This window comes from Erythrobacter sp. S267, from assembly GCF_057365045.1.
Genome location: NZ_CP200298.1, coordinates 1,269,796 through 1,288,556, shown reverse-complemented (window position 1 = coordinate 1,288,556; position 18,761 = coordinate 1,269,796). Strand labels below are relative to the sequence as shown.

The window sequence follows — 18,761 nt, the reverse complement described above, 5'->3', positions numbered from 1 at the left end:
TCAGGCCTCCTGGGATTTGTCTGTGCGAGTCTCTTCGGACTGCGTTGGCTCTTCTTCTAGCAGATGATCGGGCGGATCGAAGGTCTTCGTTGTCCGCAATACAGGGAATATTCGGCTCCAAGCGAGAACGGTTACAATCGCGCCCACGCCGCCTGCGACAACTGCGGCTGCGGGGCCGATGAGGAAGGCGAGGGTGCCGGAGAAGAAATCGCCCCCTTCGTTCGACGCGCTGATGGTGAGCAGCGAGACCGAGGACACCCGCCCGCGCTTGTCATCGGGCGTGTGGAGCTGGATCAGGGATTGGCGGATATAGACGCTGAACATATCGGCCGCTCCGACGATGAACAGCATTGCAAGGCTGAGTGGCATCGAAGTCGAGAGGCCGAAGACAATCGTGGCGATCCCGAATATCCCGACCGCCCACAGCATCTTGGGGCCAACATTGCTCTCAATCGGGCGGAAGGAGAACCATGCAGCAGTGATGGCCGCTCCGACAGCAGGTGCCATGGCGAGTTGGCTGAGACCGGTCTCGCCGACCTGCAAAATGTCGCGGGCGTAGACAGGGAAAAGCGCGGTTGCGCCTGCTAGGAAGACGGCAAAGAGGTCGAGCGTGATCGCACCCAGCACCATCTTGTTCTGCACGACATAGCGCGCTCCGTCGACGATGGCTCCGATGGGGCGCTGATCCTTGCGCACGGCAGGTTGCGGAACTTTGCCGATGACGCTGAGCGCGATCATGGAGATGACGAACAGCCCGGTCGCGACCGCATAGGGCAGGGCAGGCTCTATGGCGTAGAGGTAGCCACCCAAAGCAGGCCCTCCGATCATTCCGACCTGCCAGGCGATGGAGGACAACGCGATGGCGGTGGGCAGGATCGCCTTGGGCACAAGGTTGGGGGCGAGGGCGGAGAGCGCTGGCCCTGCGAATCCGCGCACGATGCCAAGCACAATTGCGACGGCGTATAGGATGGGGAGCGAGATGCTTCCGTCATAGGTCGCCCATCCCAAAGCTGCGGCGCATAGCAATTGTCCAAAAACCGTAAGCCGCGCGAGGGCTCGCCGGTCAAAGCGGTCTGCGGCCAAGCCTGAAAACGGCGTCAGCACAAACAGGGGCAGGAATTGCAAGAGGCCAATGAGCGCCAGCTGGCCCGAAGCCTCCGCAATGGTCATGCCGCCATCGCGCGCGATGTTGTAGGTCTGCCACCCGATGATCAGCAGCATGGCGTACTGCGCCAGCGTCATCGCCAGACGGCTTAGCCAATAGCAGCGGAAATTGTGGACCCGGAAAGGGTGGGACTCAGGCGTGCTTGTTGTCTCGATATCGCTCACGGGAGCGCCATGGCAGGCACAAGCAGTGCTGCCAAGCGAGTGGTGCTAATTGTCGGTGAAGCTCAGCTTCGCCCCGGTCGTCCCCTAGCGCCCTTTGCGCAGGCGTGGATTGGGTTGGAGCGTGTCGATGATCGCAACAAAATCGTCCAGACGAATGATCCGCTCAAACTGGAAGCCAGCGCGTTCGTCGCGGGTCCAGATCACATAAGCTTCGATCCGGCCCACGATTGGCAGGCGGATGATGACGCGGTCGCCGCGGGAGAGTTTCTCCGCATTGTCGACCATGAAGCCGTGAGCGGACAGGTTGCTGACGTGAAGGCTCAGGTCGCCGTGCACGAAATGCTCGACGATAACCGGGAAATCGACCGGATGACGCGCAGCGCGGCGCATGTCAGTTACGCTTAGGTTTGCTCCGGATGACACGGCTCTTCGACCTCCAATACTTCTTAGGCCCACAACGGGTCTGCACAGTAATGCCGCGTAAAGGCTGATAATTGGTAAAGCCGGTGCAGCACCTCACCGCGAGGGCAAGGCAGCTTGTCGCTTTGGCTTGTCAGGAGCGGTAGCCGGGTAACCTAACGCGTGACGAGACCGTGCTTTTTCTTGCCGAGGCTGAGCTTCAGCGTCGCGCCTTCATCGGGCAGCACAAGGTGGCCGGGTTCTTTGATCGTTTCACCGTCAATCTTGACCGCGCCTTCAGCCAGCTTGCGCTTGGCCTCTCCGTTGGAGGCAGTGAAGCCGATCTCGGTCAGGACTGCGCCGATACGCATGCCTTCTGCGCCTACGCTGAGAGTGGGCAGATCTTCCCCCGCACCGCCGCCTGCGAAGGTTTCGCGTGCGGTGGCCTCGGCGGCTTTGGCAGCTTCCTCACCGCGCACCAACTTCGTGACTTCGTTGGCGAGGATCACCTTGGCATCGTTGATCGCTGCGCCTTCAAGCGCTTCCAAACGGGCGATCTCATCCAGCGGCAGGTCCGTAAACAGCTTCAGGAAGCGGCCCACATCGCGGTCATCGGCGTTGCGCCAATATTGCCAGAAGTCATAGGCGGGCAGCATGTCGTCGTTAAGCCACACGGCTCCCGCGGCGGTCTTGCCCATCTTCGCGCCGTCAGCAGTGGTCAGCAGCGGCGTCGTCAGGCCGAACAGCTCGTGCCCTTCCATCCGGCGGCCCAGCTCCATGCCGTTGACGATATTGCCCCACTGATCGCTTCCGCCCATCTGCAAGCGGCACTCATACCGACGCGCCAGCTCCAGGAAATCATAGGCCTGGAGGATCATGTAGTTGAATTCGAGGAAAGTCAGCGGCTGCTCTCGGTCGAGGCGCAATTTGACCGAATCGAAGGTCAGCATGCGGTTGACGGTGAAGTGCGGGCCGACATCGCGCAGCAGCTCAATATAGCCGAGCTTCGAAAGCCACTCATCATTGTTGACCATCACCGCATCGGTGGGACCGTCTCCGAAAGTCAGCAGCCGCTCGAACACCGTGCGGATCGAGGCGATATTGGCGTCGATCCCCTCGGGCGTGAGCATCTGGCGGCTCTCATCCTTGCCGGACGGATCGCCAATCTTGGTCGTCCCGCCACCCATCACGACGATAGGCTTGTGACCCGCTTGCTGGAGCCGGCGCAGCATCATGATCTGCACCAGAGAGCCGATATGCAAGGAAGGTGCGGTCGCATCGAAGCCGATATATCCGGGCACGACCTGTTTAGCGGCGAGCTGGTCGAGCGCGCCGGGGTCGGTCACTTGGTGGATGTAGCCGCGTTCCTCAAGCAGGCGCAGCAAATCGGATTCGTATGCAGACATAGTGGGGAGGCGCTTAACAGCGTGGACGCGGCGCTGCTAGTCCTTGCGAGAGCCTGTGTGGTGAGCAATAGCGTGCGGCATGCGTCCACTTATGCTCCACCGCACTTGCGACCTCGGCCCGATCAAGGCCGTGACCGCTGATATCAAAGCCACCTCCACCGGATGCGAGGCGGAGTTTCGACTTGATGGCGGCGTTGGCTCGATTGTGTTGCCCGAACGCGGACCGTCTGTGCGGACGGATGATCTGTGGAAGACGACCTGTTTCGAGATTTTCTGGCAACCCATTGGCGGGACCGGTTACCGCGAGTTCAACCTCTCACCCTCAGGGCGCTGGGCGGCCTATGACTTCGACAGCTTCCGGGAGGGCATGCGCGATGCCCCCGTCGATGCGATCAGTCTGGCGTGCTCGCACAATAATGCGAACGGGCAGGGCGAGCTGGTCCTGAAAGTCGCGATTGCAGCCGAGTTGCCGACGCCCGCGCAGGTCGCTTTGAACGCTATTGTCGAGCATCAGGACGGCGGTTTGCAATATTGGGCGCTGGCATTCCCGCCGGGCAAGGCGGAGTTCCACTCCGAGGCGTGTCGTGAGGTTATCGTTGATCGAGATTAGCGCGAGAGTTCTTGGCCGAAGGGTCGGTTGAGCTGCACGACCTTCCAGTTGAGCACCCACGCAAAGCTTACCCACGCGAGATAGGGTGCGAGCAGCCATAGCGAGAGCCCGTCATAGAGCGGGATCACGACCACCAGTGACAGGACCGAGAGCCACAGCAGCACGTTTTCATAGAGCGCGAGGTCAGGCCGCTTCCATTTGAAGAACAGCGGCGACCACAAGAAATGCAGCACGAAGTTCACCGCGAACAGGCTTGCGATGACCGGGAGCGCGTCGGGCGCGGCCACCCAAGCGCGGTAAAAGCTCCATCCAGCCAATCCCAGAATAACCGTCCAAGCCGGGCCGAACAGCCAGTCAGGTGGCTGCCAGCTGGGCTTTTTGAGATTGCGATACCACTCGCCGACATCGGTCAGCACACCACCTGCTCCGCCGAGCACTATCGCCCAGAGCGCGGCCACGATGGCGGGGGTCCATTCAATTTCCATGTATCAACAGGTAGGGAGTAGCGGCACAAAAGCAATTGCCTTTGCGATTGAGCTGCGCCACCTCGGCAAACATGACTGCAAATGTTCAATTCGGCATCGACCGCCTGCTCGCCGACGAGGCGCTGCTCGGTGAGCTCAAATCGCGCCGCGTCGCTTTGGTTGCCCATCCGGCGAGTGTTACCGCTGACCTCACCCACAGCCTTGACGCGCTGATTGGGGCGGGGGTGAATGTGACCAGCGCCTTTGGCCCGCAGCACGGGCTGAAGGGCGACAAGCAGGACAATATGGTCGAGACGCGGGACGAGATTGACCCGCAATACGGCATCCCGGTGTTCTCGCTTTATGGCGAAGTGCGCCGCCCGACGGGGCAGATGATGAGCAGCGCGGATGTGTTCCTGTTCGACTTGCAGGACCTTGGCTGCCGCATCTACACCTTTGTGACGACTCTGCTCTATCTAATTGAGGAAGCAGCGAAATCGGGCAAAGAGGTGTGGGTGCTGGACCGCCCGAACCCGGCAGGCCGCCCGGTTGAGGGATTGATGCTGGAGCCGGGGCAGGAGAGCTTTGTCGGCGCGATGCCGATGCCGATGCGCCACGGCCTCACTATGGGTGAGATGGGCCACGTCTTCATCGAGCAGATGGGCCTCGACGTCGCCTACAAAGTCGTGGCGATGGAAGGTTGGCAGCCTGACGCCGGTGGACCAGAGGTCGCAAGCGGCTATGGCTGGCCGTCAGAGCGCATCTGGATCAACCCTTCGCCCAACGCCGCCAGCGTCAATATGGCACGCTGCTATGCCGGCACCGTGATGCTGGAAGGGACCACTTTGTCAGAGGGCCGCGGGACCACGCGGCCATTGGAGGTCCTGTTCGGAGCCCCCGACATCGATGCCAAAGCCGTGGCCGCAGAGATGCTCTCCTTCGCGCCGGAATGGTGCGCTGGCGTCAAAATGCGCGATTGCTGGTTCGAGCCGACCTTCCATAAACACGCAGGAAAGCTCTGCAATGCATTGATGTTGCACGCAGAAGGCCCGGATTACGATCATGGGGCATTCAAACCTTGGCGGATGCAGGCGCTCGCCTTCAAAGCGATCCGACGGCTCTATCCCGACTACGATCTGTGGCGCGATTTTCCCTATGAGTACGAACTCGACCGCCTCGCAATCGACGTGATCAACGGCGGTCCGGGATTGCGAGAGTGGGTCGATGATACCTCAGCCGGGCCGGACAAGCTCGAAGCGAAGACCGCAGCGGACGAGATGGCCTGGGTGCAGGCGGTGAAGGGGTGGTTGCTTTATTGATCTGGCCAAGTATTCCTCGACCGGAGGTGTTCGATGAAAAAAGTCTTTGTTTCAATCGTTTGCATTCCAGCTTTAGTGACCGCGTCCTGCGCCGAGCCAGCGGTTGAGACCGCTGAAAGCGAGACGGGGGAGCCGCTCGCCGACGGCGAGGAGTTCATCCGCTACGCACTTTCGAATGAGACTGCAGTGTATTCTCATCCCGATGACTTATCGGACGGTTCTGCTCCTACCTTCGAAACAATTCCGGATGATATGGTCTCGGTCGGAGAGTCGGTCCATCTTGAACGGGTCGCAGGACATGAGGGCTGGCTTCGCTTCACTGCCTCCAATCCGCAGGACATGGACCCGCTTATTGGGAAATATATATTCAATGGCGGGGAATTCCCCGACTTCGTCCAGGGGACCCCTGACGACATCATGCTCGATGTTTGCAAGGGCATCTATCCGGCCGTCAGCGGGAATGGGCGCTTCCCCGTTTATGAAACCGCTTATGACAGCAGTGACCCTGTATACTATTCTGAAAGTGACGAAGTCGAGCGCGTGAGGTCCACTGGCCTGATGCCTCCATATGATGGCATTGCGCGAATTCAAATCAACGGGATCGGCGAAGAGGACAAGGATCATGTCCGTTACATTGAACCAGAAGCGCTTGATGGATGTGTCCAAGAATACCTAGATTACACAAGCGCGAATAGCGAAAGCGGTTCTGGTTCGGACCAAGGCTATGTCAGCTCCCCACCCGTGCAGCGGGCATGTAGCGAATTCGTGACATTCAGCTTTGACGGCCCTGGACCAGACAATGACCCGTCTATTTCTATGAGCGGTCCGAGCGGCGTGTTCGAAGATCGTAACAGCGGGAATACAGTCAGCTTTTACGGTGTATCAGACAACTGCGTCGGTGGTTCATACCAGTTCACTTACACAAATGATGCAAGGTGGATTGGGGGTTCGGGTGGCTCCGACGTTCGCAGCTACAGTGGAAGATTCTCGATTCCCAACGATGCCGAGTTCTGCACGGTGGCAATCAGTGAGGGCTTTGGCGTGAATGTGAATGTCTATTGCTGACTTGGGTTGGGCAATGCGCTCAATGCCCCTGTTTCCGGCCCAGCTCGCGCATCGCTTCATCCACAGAGCCCCGGCCTTATTGTCCCGTCTCGGCTTCGTCCTCAGTCACCGCTGACAATCGGGTCATCGGCCGTTCCATCGGAAGTGGCAGGGGGCGGATGTCTTCGCGGTCGCCCATCATTACCATGTACGAACACCCGTCTTGCCGCCGGTCGACTGCATAGATCAAGTAAGGCCTTTCCGGCGACGCAGGCTCTCTTTCAAAACGAAGCGAACCTTGCGGCGATGGCGGTGGCGATACAAGCCCAGCATCCAGATCAGCCAGAGTGAGCGTGTCTCTACAAGATGGCTCCTGACGCAGTTCCTCAGGCATCAGTGCGGTCAGTTCCGCTTCGCCATCTTGAACGGGCAATTCGGGGGTAGGGGCTTCAAAATCAGAGGCGCGGTCCACCGTTTCGACTGCAGGTGCGCCTTCTTCGGTGGCACCGATCAGAGCCAGTGCCGCGACTGGGACAAGAATAACTCGCATGAGACACTCCATAAAAACCGTTGCGGCAATAGCAGAATTAGGCGGGCTTTTCCAGTTCGGCTCAATGCCCCTGCTTGCGGCTGAGCTCCCGCATTGCGTCATCCAGACCATCCAGCGTCAGGCCGTACATGCGGTCGTTGACCAGTTCCTTGATGATTTTCGTCGACTGCGAATAGCCCCATTGCTTTTCGGGCACGGGGTTGAGCCATACGGTCGCCGGATAGGTATCAGTCACGCGCTTCATCCATAGCGCGCCGGCTTCTTCGTTCATATGCTCGACACTGCCGCCGGCATGGGTGATTTCATAGGGGCTCATCGCGGCATCGCCGACGAAGATCACCTTGTAGTCATGCCCGTATTTGTGGAGCACGTCCCAGGTCTTGGTGCGTTCCTGCCAGCGGCGCTTGTTGTCCTTCCACACGCCTTCGTAGAGGCAGTTGTGGAAGTAGAAGAACTCCATATTCTTGAATTCGGCCGTGGCGGCGCTGAACAGCTCCTCGCATAGCTTGATGAAGGGATCCATTGACCCGCCCACGTCGAGGAACAGCAGCAGCTTCACCGCATTGCGCCGCTCAGCGCGCATGTGAATGTCGAGCCAGCCTTGCTTGGCTGTCCCGTCAATCGTTGCATCAAGGTCGAGCTGATCCTGAGCGCCTTCGCGGGCGAAGCGGCGCAGACGGCGCAGCGCCATCTTGATGTTGCGGGTGCCAAGCTCCTTGGTGTTGTCGAGGTTCTTGAAGTCCCTCTTCTCCCACACCTTGACCGCGCGCTTGTGCTTGCTCTCCCCGCCGATCCGCACGCCTTCAGGGTTGTAGCCTGAATTGCCAAAGGGGGAGGTGCCGCCCGTGCCGATCCATTTGTTTCCGCCCTCGTGGCGCTTTTCCTGTTCGGCGAGGCGCTCCTTGAGCTTTTCCATCAGCTCGTCCCAATCGCCCAGCTTCTCAATCTCGGCCATTTCCTCTTCGGAGAGGAACTTTTCGGCGACGGCTTTCAGCCAATCCTCAGGAATATCGACCGGGTTCTGACCGTAGTCGGTCAGCACGCCTTTGAAGACTTTGTGGAACACTTGATCGAATTTATCGAGCATCCCTTCGTCTTTCACGAAGGTGGTGCGCGCAAGGTAATAGAACGCCTCTGGCGTCTGCTCGATCACGTCCTTGTCGAGCGCCTCAAGCAGGGTGAGGTGTTCCTTGAAGCTTGCGCCGATGCCGGCATCGCGCAGCTCGTCCATGAAGTTGAAAAACATGGTCTTGGTCTAGTCTGCTTTTGCAACGCTTTCTAGCCCCCACAATTCTGCCAAAAAAGCCGTTTTCAAGGTCTCTCCCTTAAACCTTCGCTAACCATATCGCAGGTAGGACGGATGCACACAGGGGACGCGATAAGACCATGAAGCACACCGTCATCGATACCAACGCAATCTCTAGCGAAGGCGCCAGCCCGCTCGACGCGATTCCGGAGCAGTGCGGGACAGTCACGGTAGGCTGCACGGATGTGGCAGGAATTGTCGAGAAGGTAATTCGCTCCTCCGAGGTCCTGCGTGAAGAGCACGAGGCCCTGCGCGGCACGGTCACCGCTCTGGAAGAAGATCAAACCAAAGTGGCTGAGGCCAGCGATGAAGCGCGTCTGCTGTCCGAACGCGCGATTGAGCGACTGGGCGAGGGGACATCTCTGATTGAATCCTCGCTAGGCCAGATCAGCAATCTACTCGAGCTGGTCGATGCTTTGGGCCAGCACGTCACCAGCTTCTCCGCCGCGATGGACCAGGTGAAGCGCAGCGCGATGGACATTGAGGACATTGCCGAGACCACCAACATCCTTGCCCTTAACGCCACCATCGAAGCGATGCGTGCAGGCGAGGCGGGCAAGACCTTCGCCGTGGTGGCGAGCGAGGTGAAGAGCCTGGCCAACGACACGCGCAAGGCCACCGAAGAAATCGCTGCGACCATCGACAATCTGGGCGAGGAAGCGGCGACGGTCATCGGGCGGATCGAAGAAGGCTCTGTCGCGAGCGGCAAGGCCAAAGAATCCATCGCACGCATTGAGACGACCATGTCCAGCGTCAGCGGGTTGGTCGTTGAGGTCGATAAGCAAAACGATGTCATCGCCCGCGCGACCAGCACGATCAGCAGCCATGTCGACAAGGTTCAAGGTGTGCTCACCAGCTTTGACGAGGCGGCGCGCGCCAATGAGGCTCAACTCGAGATCGGTCACAAGCGGGTGAATGAGCTGGAATTGACGGCAAGCTCGATGTTCGACTCGCTCGTTCAAGCCGGACTCAGCCCGCAGGACAGCGCGATGGTGGAACTGGCTCAGAGCCAAGCCCAAAAGTTCGCAAAAGTTGCCGAAGAAGCCTTGGCCAAAGGCGAGATCAACGAGGCAGCGCTGTTCGATCAGGACTATCAACCCATCGAAGGCAGCAATCCGCCGCGCTTCCGCAACAAGCTGATGAATTGGGCAGACAGGATTTGGCGTCCGATGCTGGACGCAGCCGAGAATGATCACCCCAATGCAATCGCGGCGGCCTGTACGGACACGAAGGGCTATTTGCCGACGCACCTGACGCGGATGTCACGTGAGCCTACGGGCGATCTGACCCACGACACCAAATATTGCCGCAATGGTCGCATTCTTTTTGAAGGCGTTGACGTCGCTGCCAAGGCGAGCACTGCGCCTTACATGATGGCGGTCTACCGTCAGGAAGGCGATGGCGAGAATTACAGCGTCGTGCGCAACATCTATATCCCGATGTATATCAACGGGAAGCGCTGGGGCGACTTTGAGCTGGCCTACAGTTTTTAGGTTTTGGGCGTTCCAGGCGTCAGGGCGTTACGCCCAGACTGATCGTCCCGCCGTCACCCTCTTCAAGTGCGCGTGACACCTTGGCTATCACCCGCCCATTCAAGCTTTCGCCCAGCTGATCCAGATTGGGCAAGCCTTCAAACGGTGTGAACAGACTGTATTCGAGGCCAGTGGCCGTCCGCACTGCGTAAATGACCGCATCGCTATCCGGGGTTAGCTCCATCGCGATCGGGTCCGGGTAGACCTCTACGCTCACGCCAGCATCGCCCAGCGCCAGTGAATAGCCCAAAGTATCACCTTGCGTTCGATAGATATTCAAGCGGCGATCACGCGCGCCCTCGCGGCAATATGTGAGCGAGGCACGGTCTGGACGAATTTCAGAGAGCCCCTCGTCCCCCAGCTCCTCCTCGGGGATTTGCAGCGCAAGGATTGTTGTCGCTTGTCCCAGCGCGATCGCGCCCAACTCACCTTCGAATTGCGACGCATCCCCTGCCGCAAAGGGTGTGTCGCATTGCGCCACAAACTGCGCGGGCATTTCTTCGACCCCGGCAAGCGCGGGCAGTTCATTGGCGACGACTTTCAGGAAGCGGTCCATCTGCGGCACATCCAGACCTTGCGAGCTGATGCGCAGCTTCACCAGCCATTGGTCAGAGCGATACATGGCAACGCCTGTGCTGCGCAGATTGCTTCCCTCAACCGCCATCACCGCTGAGAGGCCACTCGGCGCAGAACCTCCGCTGGGTACGAAGCGGCGGATTTTCAGGTCGTCCAAGTCCACTTCGCCATAGGCTTCACTCTCTCCGGTCTCTCCCGCTCCGATGGCCACCAGCGCGCGGTCGAACCAGATCGCTGTCGAGGGATTGCCGGGGCGATAGATGTAGATCGTCAGGAGCGTGCCGGTTTCGCGGTTGGTGTAGTTGGCCGCGATGTTCGTCTCGTTCGCCTCAAACGCCGTGATGCGTGTGCGGGTGAAGGGGCCAAAGCTGGGCGGAAACTCCATTGCGCTCCATTGATGCTCCCAAGTGGCTTTCGCATCAATTTCGACATCTGCCGGCTGAGCGCTAAGTGGCGACGCCAGACATCCGCTTGCAAATGCAATCGCGCAGGCAACACGGCGAAGTGATTGAAGCAACATGAAAAAGGCCCCCTCCCTAGTGATAGGGGGACTATATGGCTGCCATGATGAAGCGCAAGCGTCCGCTTGTCAGTGTAGACAATCAGCTAGGATTGCGGCGTGCCATGAAGGCCAGACGCTCAAACATCATCACGTCCTGCTCGTTTTTGAGCAGTGCGCCGTGCAGCGGCGGGATCGCGCTGTTGGGGTTTGCGTCTTGCAGAACCTCCAGCGGCATATCCTCGTTCAGCAGCAGTTTGAGCCAATCGAGCAGCTCACTGGTGGAGGGCTTCTTCTTCAGGCCCGGCACTTCGCGCAGTTCGTAGAAGACATCCATCGCCTTCTTCACCAGCGTTTTCTGGATGCCCGGATAGTGAACCTCGATGATGTCCTGCATCGTCTCGCGGTCGGGGAATTTGATGTAGTGGAAGAAGCAGCGGCGCAGGAAGGCGTCGGGCAGCTCTTTCTCGTTGTTTGAGGTGATGACGACGATCGGACGTTCCTTCGCCTCAATCCGCTCCTGCGTTTCGTAAACGTCGAAGCTCATCCGGTCGAGCTCTTGCAGGAGGTCGTTCGGGAATTCGATGTCTGCCTTGTCGATCTCGTCGATCAGCAGGACGGGTAGTTGCTCAGAAGTGAAGGCCTCCCACAATTTGCCCTTCTTGATGTAGTTGCGGATGTCGTGAACCCGCTCTTCGCCCAGCTGGCCATCGCGCAGACGGGCAACCGCGTCGTATTCGTAGAGGCCTTGCTGTGCCTTGGTCGTGGACTTGACGTTCCACTCAATCAGCGGCGCGCCGATGGCTTTGGAAATCTCATGCGCAAGGACGGTCTTACCCGTGCCCGGCTCACCCTTAACCAGCAACGGGCGGCGCAGCATCACGGCTGCGTTCACCGCGACCTTCAGATCGTCAGTGGCGATGTAGTCGCTGGTGCCTTCAAAACGCTGGTCTACGGTCTCGTCGCTCATGAGTTTCCCTTCAAAACGTATCTTTGATGGCGAGCGATACGGAGGTGAGGGCGCCAACGCAAGGGGGAGTGCAAGAGGGTGCGCGCTAGCGCGGGAGGCTTAGAATACGCTGAGCAATCAGCTCCAGAGCGGTCTGGTCAAGGTTCGCCTCATCATTGCGCCAGCTGAGCACCAAAGCGTGGTCCACTCCCGCATCGTCGGTCAACAGCCAGGTGAGGTTGAGGACGCCGGGTTCGGAACCGCCTTTGTAGCCTGCATAGGCCCACTTATTCGCCGTGCTGGTTGGCATATTTGTGTTGATCGCCATGATCTCGAAAGCCTTGGGATCGGCGGTCGCTCGCATCCAAGCCAGCAGCCTCACAAGATCCTCGGCACTCGCAAACCATTCAATGTCGAGAGCGATGGGGCCCTGCGAAAAGGCGGCTTCGATTTGTGACGCGGGCAGAGGGGAATCCTCCAGAGTCGCAAGGATCGCCGCGCGCTCGTCCCCCGGCCATGCATCGCGGTAGGATTGCAGCCGTTCCGCTGAGCCAGCTTTCAGTAGGAACATCTCACGCGTGCTCAAAAAGGGATTGTTGAGCAAGGCCTCACGGTGCCCGCTATCAAGTACTGTCTGGTAAACAGCGTCGCGGCCGAGCTCCTTCAGCAGCACATCGGTCGCGGTGTTGTCACTGACCGAGATCATCATGCTCGCAAGCGTATGGAGCGTTACGGGTGCATCCTTAGGCCAATCCTGCATCACGCCGCTGGGATAACTGCGGATATCGGAAAGGACGATCAAATCGTCCCATGCGCGCTTTCCCTCGGCGATTTCGTGGGCAAGGGTCGCCAGAACGTAGAGTTTAAAGGTTGAACCAACCGGCATCTGCAAGTCGCGATCAATGTCGATGATCGGTGCGCTTGAATTGAGCGGCCCGAACCATGCTCCAATGGCACCTGGCAGCGCGTCGAGGTCCTCGTCGATCTTGGCATAGCTGTCATCGATGGGGTCAAAGGTCTGGAACAGCAATTCGCTGATGCGGTTGTCATCCGCCGGATCAATCGCGATCCCACCGCGCGCAATGGCCCGCTCCATGCGGATGGCGAGGGCGGAGCGGGTGCCTTGCGGGTTGCCTAGCTCCTCGACCGCGATGGCCGCTCCAAACTGGCTGGTGAGGCTGTGCGAAATGGCGGCGAGTTGCTCGGGCGGGACAGCGGCAAGGAAGCCGTCGGTGAATACCTCCTCCGGCTCCAGCTCACCGTTCACCACCGCGACCACCTGTTCCGCGCGCATCTTGAGGGCGCTTTGCTCTTCCACCTCCACCTGCTCGCCGCTCGCTTGCGCCTCAAGCGGTGAAAGGGGGGCGGCAAGTGCCAAGGTTGCAGCACAGATTGCGGGGAGGGCGCACAGCTTCATTTCGGGACCTTTCGAGTGTGGTGATCGGGCTTAGGCCAGTTTATCCAGCCCCTCAATCTTAGCTTTGAGCGAGCGCGCACCCCACCAATTGGCGAGGAGCACTACCACAAGAATTCCCAGGCTGATTGCAGCCGGCCCGGCAATTCCAATCAGCGCCTGTGCCCAGCCGATCTTGTCCGCCACACCGGCTGTAACGGCGAAGTAGAACAGCACGATCCCCGGCATTATCGGTCCGACATACCAAAGCGGCACGCTCGCCAGCGCATCATGCTGGCGTTCGTATTGGCGCCGCAGATGGGTGAGGCAATTGTCCTCTGGCCGACGCTCCAGATTGCTGCCGCGGCGGTGGAGGCCGACCATGACAACCACGATTCCGGCCATGATTGCCAGCGCTGAAAGTCCGATCAGCGTCTCGCCTTTGGAAAGCGAACCCATGGCGGTTCCTGTGAACAGCACGATGCCGAGTGCTCCGGCGGCATATTCAAGGATGTTGCGATACCGGATGCGGCGCTCGAATTTGCTCGCGCGCTGAGCGCATTCACTCGGCTTGCTGAAATGCGCGTCGGAGGCGGCGGAATGCCATTCTGGAAGGGGGTTCATGATGGGTCTCCTTGGGGTTCAGGGGCTTCGAAATGGTCGGCGAGCAGCGCTTTGATGCGGTGGACCCGCGTCGCGACCGCGCCGGGTGACAGGCCGGTGATCTCGGAAATAGCAGCGGCGCTCTCCCCCTCCAGCCACAGCACAATGGTCTGCGCATCGAGTGCGGGGAGGGTGCGGATCAGCTCTGCGACTTGACGCATGACGAGGCTGTCTGCCGCGTTGCTTTCGGTGCTGGCGGGATCGGGGAGGGCGTCGATTTCCTCCAACGGCACCTTCTTGGGGCCTCGCACGGCCTTGGACACGTGATCCGCTGCGACATTATGCGCCACCCGGTACACCCAAGTCTTGAGCGCGCAATCGCCTTTGAACCGTTTGAGGCTGGTCCACAGTGCGCAATGCATCTCTTGTTCAAGGTCGCGCGCCTTCTCCCGATCACGCTCCACCGCGCGGGCGAGGCGTGCAAGCGCAGGAGCGAATTGCTCCCCGGCTTGGGCATAAAGGCTGTCTGCGTCCTGAGAGATTGGCTGCGTCATACCCCCATAGTCGGACGGGGCGAGGGTTTCTTACAAACGGTCGCTAACGCCCATGATGATGAGCGCCAGTTGCAAGACCATCACCACGGCGGTCGCAATCTGCCAGCCGCGCCCTGCCGTGCCGATCCCGCGCGCCCAAGACCATTGGAACACCGCTCCGGTAGCGAGTGAGGCGAAGACGACGGTGAGCCATCCTGCTTGCGAGGAAAGGACATACCAGAAGAAACTGATGAGCACCGTCTGAATCAGAACGGCGGCTGCAAACCACGCGATGGGGATGGGGCGGTATTTGGCGTCTGAGATATACCAATCCGGTAACGCGCTGTCCGGACGAGAGATACGCCGATCGCCCGCGTAAATGTCCTCCTCGCGCGGGTTGGGGTATTCGGGTTTTTCTTCTTCGGTCATTCGACTGCGCTCTCGATGCGGACGAAGGTGCCGCCGTACCAATTGCCGGTTGGGTTCTCGTCTGCGTCATATTGGGTCGAGATCATCTCATACTCATTATCGGACACCCAGCGATAGGCGTATATCCGAAGAGTGCCTTCAGGCTCGTCGGTGAAGTGCACGACCAGAATGAGGTCACCCTCTTCGTTAAATGCCCCCCTTCCTTTGCCCAGCCGGGATGTGCCGAAGTGCGAGAGATGGCTGACCGTTTCGTCACCGGCGTCATAAGCCCACAGGATGTGTCCCTCGAAATCAACCGCATCGACCTCGCACAGAATGGTCATGTCAGTGTTGACCTTGTCGCACTTGGTGTAGTGGCCGGGGATGGAGAGCGTCTCTACCGTCTCGCCGTCCCAAACCTGGCGGAACGTGTCATCTTTGAGCATCCATTCGCCGACGAAACGTTCGAACGGGTAGGTTGACTGCGCCTCCTGTGCGGAAACAGGAGCTGCGGCCAATAAGCCCCCAAGGCCAAGGGCAGGTACGAACCGCATCACGCGTCGATCATGTCCCTATCCATCTCGCCCGCGCGGTTCTGGATGAAGTTGAAGCGGTGCTCTGGGTTGCGGCCCATGAGTTGGTCGACCAGCTCCTTGACGCTGGCGCGCTGCTCGAATTCCTGAGGCAGAGTGATCCGCACGAGACTGCGCGTGTCCGGGTTCATCGTCGTCTCACGCAATTGCTGCGGGTTCATTTCGCCGAGGCCTTTGAAACGGGCGACATCGACCTTTTTGCCTTTGAAGACCGTGCTCTCGAGCCTCTCCCGATCCGCTTCGTCCTGGGCGTAGCGGCTCTCTTTGCCAGCGGTCAGTTTATAGAGGGGTGGTTGGGCTAGATAGAGGCGCCCGTCGCGGACAATCTCTGTCATCTCCTGGAAGAAGAAGGTCATCAGCAGGGTCGCGATGTGCGCGCCGTCAACGTCGGCGTCGGTCATGATGATGATGCGGTCGTAGCGCAGAGCCTCAGGATCGCAGTCCTTGCGTGTTCCACAGCCCATGGCGAGGGTCAGGTCGGCGATTTCGGAATTGGCGCGGATCTTGTCGGCGCTGGCCGAAGCGACGTTCAGGATCTTGCCCCGGATCGGCAGGATCGCTTGGCTCTTGCGGTCGCGCGCTTGCTTGGCCGAACCGCCTGCGGAGTCGCCCTCAACGATGAACAGCTCGGTCTCGCGATCCCCTTCGCCTGAGCAATCGGTCAGCTTGCCGGGCAGGCGCAGCTTCTTCGCGTTGGTCGCGGTCTTGCGCTTGATCTCCCGCTCTTGCTTACGCCGGAGCCGCTCGTCCATGCGCTCCATCACCTCACCCAGCAGCGCCTTGCCGCGCTCCATATTGTCGGTGAGGAAGTGGTCGAAATGGTCGCGAACGGCGGCCTCGACCAGACGCGCGGCTTCGGGTGAGGTCAGGCGGTCCTTGGTCTGGGACTGAAATTGCGGGTCGCGGATAAAGACCGACAGCATCACCTCGCCGCCAGTCATGATGTCGTCGGCGGTGATGTCTTTGGCCTTCTTCGTGCCGGTCAGCTCGCCAAAGGCGCGCAGCCCCTTGGTCAGCGCGCCGCGAACGCCCTGTTCGTGGGTGCCACCATCAGGGGTCGGAACAGTGTTACAATACCAGCTGGTCGAGCCGTCGGAATAGAGCGGCCATGCGATCGCCCATTCAACGCTGCCTTGGCCGACGCCGTCTTTTTCTGGGAAGTCCTGCTTGCCAGCAAAGGGTTCAGCTGTGACGCATTCGCGCTTGCCCACTTGTTCAGCCAAGTGATCGGCCAAGCCGCCGGGGAATTTGAACACCGCCTCTTCTGGCACATCCTCCGATGCGAGCGAGGGCGCGCATTTCCAGCGGATTTCGACACCTGCAAAGAGATAGGCCTTGGAGCGGGCGAGCTTGAACAGGCGGTGCGGTTTGAACTTGCGGTCGCCGAAGATTTCCTCATCCGGTGTGAAGGTCACGGTTGTCCCGCGCCGGTTTGGAGCCGCGCCCACGGTTTCAATCGGGCCGAGCGTCTGTCCCTGCGAGAATTCCTGCGCATAGAGCTGCTTGTCGCGCGCCACCTCAACCCTCGTGTGGCTGGAGAGGGCGTTGACTACGCTGACCCCGACGCCGTGCAGACCGCCGCTGGTGGCATAGGCTTTGCCGGAAAACTTGCCGCCCGAGTGGAGCGTCGACAGGATCACCTCCAGCGTCGACTTGCCCGGATATTTGGGATGCTCATCGACAGGGATGCCGCGGCCATTGTCCGAAATGCTCAGCCGGTTTCCTTCCTCAAGCCGCACCTCAATCCGGTTCGCATGGCCTGCAACCGCTTCATCCATCGAGTTGTCGAGCACTTCGGCCGCAAGGTGGTGCAAAGCCCGATCATCGGTCCCGCCAATATACATGCCGGGGCGGCGGCGCACGGGCTCCAAGCCCTCCAAAACTTCGATGGAGGAGCTATCGTAATCGCCGCTGGATGTGGGCGTGTTTTCAAACAGGTCTTCGGACATACCCCTTACATAGGGTGCAAGGCGCCCCCGTCACAAGCGACAGTGAATCGGTTTTGCGCCGAATATCAGTCCTCAAAACTGGTTGGCGCGGCTTCGACCGTGGCAACTTGTCCAGAACGCACCTCGCGAACCTCCAAAGCGCGCTCGGCAATGCCGCTGCGGTTGAAGCGGAAGGCTCCGTCCACGCCCAGGAATCCGCCGCGATCATAGAGGCGCGTGACCGGGAAGTCGGTGCCGACCTGCCAATCACGCGCAATGCGCAGGGTGAGGAGGACGGAATCGTAGCCGAGCGTCGCGATGCGATAAGGCTTGTTGCCAAAGCGCGCTTCGTAGCTGTCGGAGAAACGGCGGAAGCGGCCATCGGAGACAGCGGAGAACAAGGCACCGCGCGCCGCATTGGTGCGGGTTAGGCCAGACTCGCCGCTCCACAGTTCAGTGCCAAGGATACGAGTTCCTTCTGCCCCGTCGGTTCGGACTTGACCGGCTGCCTGCACGGCCAAGCGCGGGCTGTCTGCGATTAGCACAGTGTCATAGCCACCGCTCTGACGCAGGCGTTGTGCTGCTCCAACAATCGAGGTGTTGCCGCGCGAATAGCGCTCATACCGGATCAGCGTCCCGCCATAATCGCCGAGCGAATTCTGCAAGGCCGAGAAAGAGCGGTCGCCATAATCCCCCTCTGGCAAAAGGGCTGCAAAGCGGTCCGACCCGTTCGCTCGTGCATAGGCGACCGAGCGGCGGATGGATTGTTCTGGGATGTGACCCATTACGAACACATCGGCGCTCGCCCGCGTCGAATCGTTGGTGAAGGCAATCGAGGGCACGCCCGAAGCGCGCGCAGCAGCCTGCACGGCGGGCACATTCTCCGCCATCAGAGGGCCAAGGATCAGCTTGTTGCCATCGACAATCGCCTGACGTGCCGCGGCTCCAGCTCCGTTTGAAGTGTCGTAAGTGGTGATGCGCAGATTGCTCGCATTGGTGTCGAGCAGCGCCATGGTGGTCGCGTTAGCCAGAGATTGCCCAACTTCCGCCGTGCTTCCCCCCAGAGGCACAAGCAGCGCGATGCGGTGGCGCGACGTGTCGCCCGGCATGCTGGTTGCGCTGGGCTGAGGCGTGGGCGTTGTTGGCGTGGTTGAGACTGTCTCCGTCTTGGGCACCACCGCACAGGCAGAGAGCAGAGCCGCGCTCGCTCCGACTACAAAATTGCGCCGGTTCAGCACCTTGCCTGCGACACCGCGCATCGACTTCATCACAGACATTCCCCCAATAGTACCCAATTGCGTAAGCTTCATTCTTGCCGAC

General features: G+C 60.0%; 19 protein-coding genes. 4 read left to right on the top strand and 15 right to left on the bottom strand.

All coding sequences use genetic code 11. The annotated features are described in order from the left end of the window. From AC0V6X_RS05995 to tyrS, 3 genes are all read right to left on the bottom strand, one after another. A complete protein-coding gene (locus AC0V6X_RS05995; protein ID WP_486185519.1) occupies positions 1-1,320 on the bottom strand; it encodes an MFS transporter in 1,320 nt (439 codons plus the stop codon). 93 nt (positions 1,321-1,413) lie between these two features. Beyond that, a complete protein-coding gene (locus tag AC0V6X_RS05990; protein WP_486183679.1) occupies positions 1,414-1,752 on the bottom strand; it encodes a PilZ domain-containing protein in 339 nt (112 codons plus the stop codon). A 152-nt stretch (positions 1,753-1,904) separates the two neighbouring features. Beyond that, positions 1,905-3,134, bottom strand: coding sequence for a tyrosine--tRNA ligase (tyrS, locus tag AC0V6X_RS05985; RefSeq protein ID WP_486183678.1), 1,230 nt, complete (start codon positions 3,132-3,134; stop codon positions 1,905-1,907). A gap of 79 nt (positions 3,135-3,213) precedes the next feature. Between tyrS and AC0V6X_RS05980 the strand changes: the two genes are divergently transcribed. After that, positions 3,214-3,744 (top strand): DOMON-like domain-containing protein, encoded by a 531-nt coding sequence (locus AC0V6X_RS05980; protein WP_486183677.1) that lies wholly within the window; start codon positions 3,214-3,216, stop codon positions 3,742-3,744. Here the strand turns inward: AC0V6X_RS05980 and AC0V6X_RS05975 are convergent. After that, positions 3,741-4,202 carry a TspO/MBR family protein gene (locus AC0V6X_RS05975; protein ID WP_486183676.1) on the bottom strand — a complete coding sequence of 154 codons (462 nt, stop codon included), beginning with the start codon at positions 4,200-4,202 and terminating at the stop codon, positions 3,741-3,743. The two genes, AC0V6X_RS05980 and AC0V6X_RS05975, sit on opposite strands and share 4 nt — an antisense overlap. A gap of 98 nt (positions 4,203-4,300) precedes the next feature. Between AC0V6X_RS05975 and AC0V6X_RS05970 the strand changes: the two genes are divergently transcribed. Next, positions 4,301-5,527, top strand: coding sequence for an exo-beta-N-acetylmuramidase NamZ family protein (locus tag AC0V6X_RS05970; RefSeq protein ID WP_486183675.1), 1,227 nt, complete (start codon positions 4,301-4,303; stop codon positions 5,525-5,527). 33 nt (positions 5,528-5,560) lie between these two features. Then, positions 5,561-6,592: a hypothetical protein gene (locus AC0V6X_RS05965; protein ID WP_486183674.1), complete on the top strand. Its 1,032-nt coding sequence runs from the start codon at positions 5,561-5,563 to the stop codon at positions 6,590-6,592. Between the two features lie 76 nt (positions 6,593-6,668). Here AC0V6X_RS05965 and AC0V6X_RS05960 read toward each other — a convergent pair whose 3' ends face one another. Beyond that, a complete protein-coding gene (locus AC0V6X_RS05960; RefSeq protein ID WP_486183673.1) occupies positions 6,669-7,121 on the bottom strand; it encodes a hypothetical protein in 453 nt (150 codons plus the stop codon). Positions 7,122-7,182: 61 nt separating this feature from the next. Next, the gene (locus tag AC0V6X_RS05955; RefSeq protein WP_486183672.1) at positions 7,183-8,367 is read right to left on the bottom strand and encodes a vWA domain-containing protein; all 1,185 of its coding nucleotides are present in this window, start codon (positions 8,365-8,367) and stop codon (positions 7,183-7,185) included. Between the two features lie 140 nt (positions 8,368-8,507). Between AC0V6X_RS05955 and AC0V6X_RS05950 the strand changes: the two genes are divergently transcribed. Further along, positions 8,508-9,920: a methyl-accepting chemotaxis protein gene (locus tag AC0V6X_RS05950; RefSeq protein ID WP_486183671.1), complete on the top strand. Its 1,413-nt coding sequence runs from the start codon at positions 8,508-8,510 to the stop codon at positions 9,918-9,920. A 19-nt stretch (positions 9,921-9,939) separates the two neighbouring features. On the opposite strand, the gene AC0V6X_RS05945 is transcribed toward AC0V6X_RS05950, so the two are convergent. From AC0V6X_RS05945 to AC0V6X_RS05905, 9 genes are all read right to left on the bottom strand, one after another. After that, on the bottom strand, positions 9,940-11,055 hold the full coding sequence (locus AC0V6X_RS05945) for a hypothetical protein (RefSeq protein WP_486183670.1): 1,116 nt from the start codon (positions 11,053-11,055) through the stop codon (positions 9,940-9,942). Between the two features lie 82 nt (positions 11,056-11,137). Next, on the bottom strand, positions 11,138-12,004 hold the full coding sequence (locus AC0V6X_RS05940; protein ID WP_486183669.1) for an AAA family ATPase: 867 nt from the start codon (positions 12,002-12,004) through the stop codon (positions 11,138-11,140). 85 nt (positions 12,005-12,089) lie between these two features. Next, on the bottom strand, positions 12,090-13,400 hold the full coding sequence (locus tag AC0V6X_RS05935; RefSeq protein WP_486183668.1) for a serine hydrolase: 1,311 nt from the start codon (positions 13,398-13,400) through the stop codon (positions 12,090-12,092). Between the two features lie 30 nt (positions 13,401-13,430). Beyond that, entirely contained in the window at positions 13,431-14,000 is a 570-nt protein-coding gene (locus AC0V6X_RS05930; RefSeq protein WP_486183667.1) for a hypothetical protein, read from the bottom strand. Continuing rightward, positions 13,997-14,533, bottom strand: a complete 537-nt coding sequence (locus tag AC0V6X_RS05925) for an RNA polymerase sigma factor (RefSeq protein WP_486183666.1) — start codon at positions 14,531-14,533, stop codon at positions 13,997-13,999. The genes AC0V6X_RS05930 and AC0V6X_RS05925 overlap by 4 nt, the downstream gene beginning before the upstream one ends. Positions 14,534-14,563: 30 nt before the next feature. Continuing rightward, positions 14,564-14,941: a hypothetical protein gene (locus AC0V6X_RS05920; protein WP_486183665.1), complete on the bottom strand. Its 378-nt coding sequence runs from the start codon at positions 14,939-14,941 to the stop codon at positions 14,564-14,566. Further along, positions 14,938-15,474, bottom strand: a complete 537-nt coding sequence (locus AC0V6X_RS05915) for a hypothetical protein (RefSeq protein ID WP_486183664.1) — start codon at positions 15,472-15,474, stop codon at positions 14,938-14,940. Before AC0V6X_RS05915 ends, AC0V6X_RS05920 begins: the two co-directional genes overlap by 4 nt. Next, positions 15,474-17,462: a DNA topoisomerase IV subunit B gene (gene parE, locus AC0V6X_RS05910; protein WP_486183663.1), complete on the bottom strand. Its 1,989-nt coding sequence runs from the start codon at positions 17,460-17,462 to the stop codon at positions 15,474-15,476. Before parE ends, AC0V6X_RS05915 begins: the two co-directional genes overlap by 1 nt. Positions 17,463-17,527: 65 nt before the next feature. After that, the gene (locus AC0V6X_RS05905; protein WP_486183662.1) at positions 17,528-18,751 is read right to left on the bottom strand and encodes a penicillin-binding protein activator; all 1,224 of its coding nucleotides are present in this window, start codon (positions 18,749-18,751) and stop codon (positions 17,528-17,530) included. Positions 18,752-18,761 lie beyond the last annotated feature (10 nt).

Coding starts and splice junctions, on each gene's coding strand:
- tyrS (WP_486183678.1), bottom strand. CDS start 3,134: ATGTCTGCATACGAATCCGATTTGCTGCGCCTGCTTGAGGAACGCGGC.
- AC0V6X_RS05915 (WP_486183664.1), bottom strand. CDS start 15,474: ATGCGGTTCGTACCTGCCCTTGGCCTTGGGGGCTTATTGGCCGCAGCT.
- AC0V6X_RS05940 (WP_486183669.1), bottom strand. CDS start 12,004: ATGAGCGACGAGACCGTAGACCAGCGTTTTGAAGGCACCAGCGACTAC.
- AC0V6X_RS05970 (WP_486183675.1), top strand. CDS start 4,301: ATGACTGCAAATGTTCAATTCGGCATCGACCGCCTGCTCGCCGACGAG.
- AC0V6X_RS05930 (WP_486183667.1), bottom strand. CDS start 14,000: ATGAACCCCCTTCCAGAATGGCATTCCGCCGCCTCCGACGCGCATTTC.
- AC0V6X_RS05980 (WP_486183677.1), top strand. CDS start 3,214: ATGCGTCCACTTATGCTCCACCGCACTTGCGACCTCGGCCCGATCAAG.
- AC0V6X_RS05920 (WP_486183665.1), bottom strand. CDS start 14,941: ATGACCGAAGAAGAAAAACCCGAATACCCCAACCCGCGCGAGGAGGAC.
- AC0V6X_RS05960 (WP_486183673.1), bottom strand. CDS start 7,121: ATGCGAGTTATTCTTGTCCCAGTCGCGGCACTGGCTCTGATCGGTGCC.
- parE (WP_486183663.1), bottom strand. CDS start 17,462: ATGTCCGAAGACCTGTTTGAAAACACGCCCACATCCAGCGGCGATTAC.
- AC0V6X_RS05945 (WP_486183670.1), bottom strand. CDS start 11,055: ATGTTGCTTCAATCACTTCGCCGTGTTGCCTGCGCGATTGCATTTGCA.
- AC0V6X_RS05905 (WP_486183662.1), bottom strand. CDS start 18,751: ATGAAGCTTACGCAATTGGGTACTATTGGGGGAATGTCTGTGATGAAG.
- AC0V6X_RS05935 (WP_486183668.1), bottom strand. CDS start 13,400: ATGAAGCTGTGCGCCCTCCCCGCAATCTGTGCTGCAACCTTGGCACTT.
- AC0V6X_RS05950 (WP_486183671.1), top strand. CDS start 8,508: ATGAAGCACACCGTCATCGATACCAACGCAATCTCTAGCGAAGGCGCC.
- AC0V6X_RS05955 (WP_486183672.1), bottom strand. CDS start 8,367: ATGTTTTTCAACTTCATGGACGAGCTGCGCGATGCCGGCATCGGCGCA.
- AC0V6X_RS05925 (WP_486183666.1), bottom strand. CDS start 14,533: ATGACGCAGCCAATCTCTCAGGACGCAGACAGCCTTTATGCCCAAGCC.
- AC0V6X_RS05965 (WP_486183674.1), top strand. CDS start 5,561: ATGAAAAAAGTCTTTGTTTCAATCGTTTGCATTCCAGCTTTAGTGACC.